The sequence below is a fragment of the Pararhodobacter sp. SW119 genome (genome assembly GCF_017811755.1).
Classification (GTDB): Bacteria; Pseudomonadota; Alphaproteobacteria; order Rhodobacterales; family Rhodobacteraceae; genus Pararhodobacter.
Genome location: NZ_JADDJF010000114.1, coordinates 1 through 4,132 on the forward strand (window position 1 = coordinate 1; position 4,132 = coordinate 4,132).

Below are 4,132 nucleotides of genomic sequence, written 5' to 3' on the forward strand. Positions count from 1 at the left end.
GCGAAGATGTCGGGTTGAAGGTTCTGGTAGAAGGCCTGGCGCAGCATCTCCTCGTCGAAGCGGATGCTGTTGAACCCCGTCCAGATCGCGGGCGACCAGCGTTCGATCAGCGCGCCGATCTCCTGCATGAACTCGAAGAGCGTCGGGAATGCGGGATCCACCAGTTGCGCCGGGCGCACGCCGGTAACCGCCAGCGCCCAAGGCGAGGGGATGATGTGCGGCGCGATACGGCAACGAAGATTGACCCGCTCGATCTCCCTGAATTCACCATCCGTCAGAATGGCGGCGAATTGCAGCGGTTGATCGAAGGCGGGCGATGTGCCGGTGGTTTCAAGATCGTAGAAAGCGAAATTCATCAGTGCAGCTTAGCGGGCTCCCGGGATTCCGTCATCCAGCAAAGCGCTCGCACGTGGCCATTGAGGGCATGGCCCTCACTGCACGGCTATGGGCCGCAGCATGTTGTCGGTGTCGAGCTTGAGCGCGCTGCGCCACAGCGGGGTCTTGAAGACATGGCACACATGCTTGCCGGGGCCGTCCTCGCGGATTTCCATCAGCAATCCGGCCCATTCGAGCGGCCGCAGCACGCAGGACGAGAACGCGGCCATCTCTCTCCAGCCGGCCGTGTGCCAGTCCTTCGCCTCACCGTAGAAGGCTTGGAACAAGGCGGCCTCGGGTCGTGCCGTGGTCGGCCTCTACGTTGATGACGTTCATCCAGACATCCCACTTGCCGAAGGGGCGCTCGTCGAAGCGCGCATAGGAGGCGTGATCGATCCGGAGCACGAAATAGGGGATCAGCTCGGCAAACAGGCGCCCCGGGGCGCCCGCAAGCTCGGCGCCCCGCTTGGTCAGCCGGAACTCACTCTTGTAGTGCCGCCCGAGGCGCAGTGAGATCAGCAGGTAATGAAGGACCTCGAGCGGCGGGAATTCGTATTCGTTGATGACCTTGTTGTAGCGGAACATTTCTTCCGCGCCTTTGCCCGGCCAGCCGAAATGCTCGACCGCCCAATGGACGAAGACGCGCTTGAAGGCCTTGGTCTTCGTCAGCCCGATCGAGCCATGCTCCTGCGCGTATTGCAGGGTCAGGAGTGCTGGCCGCAGCATGGGCGAATGCGCGAGATCGGGATGGTCATCAGGGAGCGGGCGAAACTCGATCATGGCGCGACGTTGCCACAGGCTGCGTCGCGTTTCCACGGCTCTGAAGCCGACGGTATCGCGCCAACGCTCGAGAGCGGTGAAGTCCTCCTGGCGTCAATGGAGTTTGATCGCAGGCGACTGGCAGCAACGACGCTTGACGGCAGAATAGGGCGCTATTCTGCCATCAAGCGATCTTGCCGCGACATCGTTAGGGCGCCGTGCTGCGATCTACGCCTTCGATCCCGCTTCTTGATCTGCTGAAAGTCGGGCGCTCTGGGCGCGTCGGAGGGCGACTCCCAAAACGTTGACATGGCGTTGACATGAACTGAACGCCGAAATCCCGACTGGTTAGGTCAGGTTCTATCTATCTGATATATTTCAGGATTCTGGTTGCGGGGGCCCGATTTGGCCTCCAGCGAACAGTTTGCGGGATTCCTCCTTCAAGAAGACGTCGCTCTGCATAGGAATGTGCGATCTTCGTCCATTTTTCTGAAACGAGCTGCTCGTCTTTTCTGAAACGAGCTGCTCGTCGCTCTCGAGCACAAGGCAAACCGCTGTGTCCACGATACCGGGGCGCTGAAGCGACGCACCATGTGCCTCCGCCCGCGCACCGACGCGGCGGGTGCACTAAACGCCTGGCAACTCACGAGCCAGTCCAAGAGCGCAAGGATGGCCGCCAGGCATTGCTTGACCATTGCCGGCGCGAGGCAGGCCCACTACCCGACATGTGCCGCGACTCGGACCGCCCTGATCTCCGGCAGGCCAGCGCTTGCCGGGGGCTGTGTTCATGTCTCGGGCTCCAGATAATTCCCACGTGGACAGGGAGCGCGCGCGCTTCGCCTGGACCGCCGACTACGCTCGCAGGTCATCCCCGCGGGCGCGAGGAACGCGGCATCACCGAGGGCTGGGTAACGGCCACTGACGGGTCATCCCCGCAGGGGCGGGGAATGCTTCCGCGCCTTGGCGTCAAAGACCAACATCATCGGGTCATCCCCGCGGCTGCGGGGAACGCGCTGGCGGCGGTCCTGACCAACACCACGGCGGCGGGTCATCCCCGCGGGTGCGGGGAACGCGTCAAACCTTAACCCCTCTGCTATGTCGTAGCCGGGTCATCCCCGCGGGTGCGGGGAACGCGGGAAGTGATGCGGGAACATCTCGCGCACCTGCGGGTCATCCCCGCGGGTGCGGGGAACGCAATGCAGCGCCGAGACGATCCGGCAGATGGTGCGGGTCATCCCCGCGGGTGCGGGGAACGCATCTGGCGCAGGCGGGCGGTTACTGCGGTTTCCGGGTCATCCCCGCGGGTGCGGGGAACGCGATCCTGTGTTCCGGTGCGCAAGAACAAGCGCCGGGTCATCCCCGCGGGTGCGGGGAACGCGCGCGCAAATGCTCGACCTGTTCCTCGGCGGGCGGGTCATCCCCGCGGGTGCGGGGAACGCGGTCCACATGTCCGCTGAGAACATGCCGGGTTCGGGTCATCCCCGCGGGTGCGGGGAACGCACCGAAGCCCTGCGGGAATTCGGTGGTGACGCCGGGTCATCCCCGCGGGTGCGGGGAACGCTCGAGGTGCCCTGATGGCGATTATCGCGGCTGCGGGTCATCCCCGCGGGTGCGGGGAACGCAGCGGCCGGCACGGCGCAAGCCGCGTGCTGCACGGGTCATCCCCGCGGGTGCGGGGAACGCTCTTCGTGCAGCTGTCTGATGCACCACGGAAATCACGATGTCAAAAAGCCTACCGATGGTTCCCGGCTTCCGGACGAGGTTTGTCGTCAGCCGTAATCGGTTCGTCAGATCTGGGCGCGGCGCTATTGTCGCGCGGTTGGAAGCTGACCAATTTCAGCCCGTCCAAGTCAACCGGCATCCGGCGGTTTTCTCCGATGGTGGCGAAATCGAAGCCCTGATCGGTCGGTGCCTTCCAGACCATGACCGCGTCACCGTCCTCGATATAGTTGCAGATCTGGTCCCAGATGCGCTCGCGCGTGCGGGCCGAATAGTCGCCGACATAGACGCCAGCCCGGATCTCGAGCAGCCAGATGGCCAGCCGCCCACGCAGCCGCGGCGGAGCGTTGGTGAGCACCACGACCATCATGGCCCGACCTCGGGATCAGGGAAGGCGGGGCCGGCGGCCTCGGGTGGGGGTGGCGGCCGGGTCAGTTTCCCAGCTTCCAGCACCTCTTCAATTTGTGGAATGATCTTCTCGAGAAGGCGGGCACGGCGGAATGCGTCGCGGCAAGCATGGCGGACGGCGCGTTCGGGCGGCATTTTCAGCCGGCCCTTCTGCGCCATCCCGGCGATGCGGAAGGCCTCGGGCACCACTGTTTCCAACTTCCAGAGATCGGCGATATCGTAGACGAAGGAAAGCGCCTTGCCGGTATGCAGGTAACCGATGGCGGGCGAATAACCCGCGGCGAGAACGGCGGCCTCAGTCAGCCCGTGGAGGCAGGCGGTGGCCGATGACAGGCAGCGATTGGGAAGGTCGGCGGCGGTCCAGTCGCCGGGATCGTAGGCTCGTCGGTGCCAGTCCACCCCATGCTGGCGGGCGAGCAGGGCATAGCTTTCGCGCACGCGAACGCCTTCGATGCCCCGCAGTTGGTCGATTGAGCGGCGCTGCGGCGCCGGTTCGCCGAAGCGCATCTCGTACATCTTGCGGACCACCCGCAACCGCGCCGCCTCGTCGAGCGCTATCTTCGCCTGCCAGAGCTGTTTGTCGGCGCGCGCACCGCCAGGCCTTCCTGCGGAATAGAGACGCACGGCCCCCTCGCCTACCCAGACCAGAAGTGTACCCGCCCGGGCGGCCAGCGCAGCGGCGCGGTGGCTGACGCGGGTGCCGGGTTCCATCATTAGGCACGCGATGCCGCCGACCGGAATGACCGTGCGCACGCCACTTGCATCGATCGCCACGAAGCACCCATTGTCTATGTCGAGCTGGGCATACTCGACGAAGATCATTGCCGCACGATCCTTGAGTGGGATTGGACGGGGTGGCGGCAGGCCCGGG

At 64.8% G+C, this 4,132-nt stretch carries 3 protein-coding genes, 1 pseudogene and 1 CRISPR repeat array; all 4 genes and pseudogenes read right to left on the reverse strand.

The window, feature by feature from the left end; all coding sequences use genetic code 11:
- The coding region (locus IM708_RS20485; protein ID WP_280861191.1) for an exonuclease domain-containing protein at positions 1-356 on the reverse strand (356 nt) is incomplete at its 3' end.
- Positions 357-431: 75 nt separating this feature from the next.
- Positions 432-1,155, reverse strand: a pseudogene (locus tag IM708_RS20490) (hypothetical protein).
- Between the two features lie 840 nt (positions 1,156-1,995).
- Positions 1,996-2,817: direct repeats of the CRISPR family, unit length 29 nt; unit sequence CGGGTCATCCCCGCGGGTGCGGGGAACGC.
- A gap of 49 nt (positions 2,818-2,866) precedes the next feature.
- Positions 2,867-3,223, reverse strand: coding sequence for a type I-E CRISPR-associated endoribonuclease Cas2e (gene cas2e, locus IM708_RS20495; protein ID WP_209428412.1), 357 nt, complete (start codon positions 3,221-3,223; stop codon positions 2,867-2,869).
- The coding region (gene cas1e / locus IM708_RS20500; protein ID WP_209428413.1) for a type I-E CRISPR-associated endonuclease Cas1e at positions 3,220-4,132 on the reverse strand (913 nt) is incomplete at its 5' end. The genes cas1e and cas2e, both read right to left, overlap by 4 nt.

What these genes read in the sequence shown, in the direction of transcription:
- cas2e (WP_209428412.1), bottom strand. Translation starts at nt 3,223, where the DNA reads ATGATGGTCGTGGTGCTCACCAACGCTCCGCCGCGGCTGCGTGGGCGG.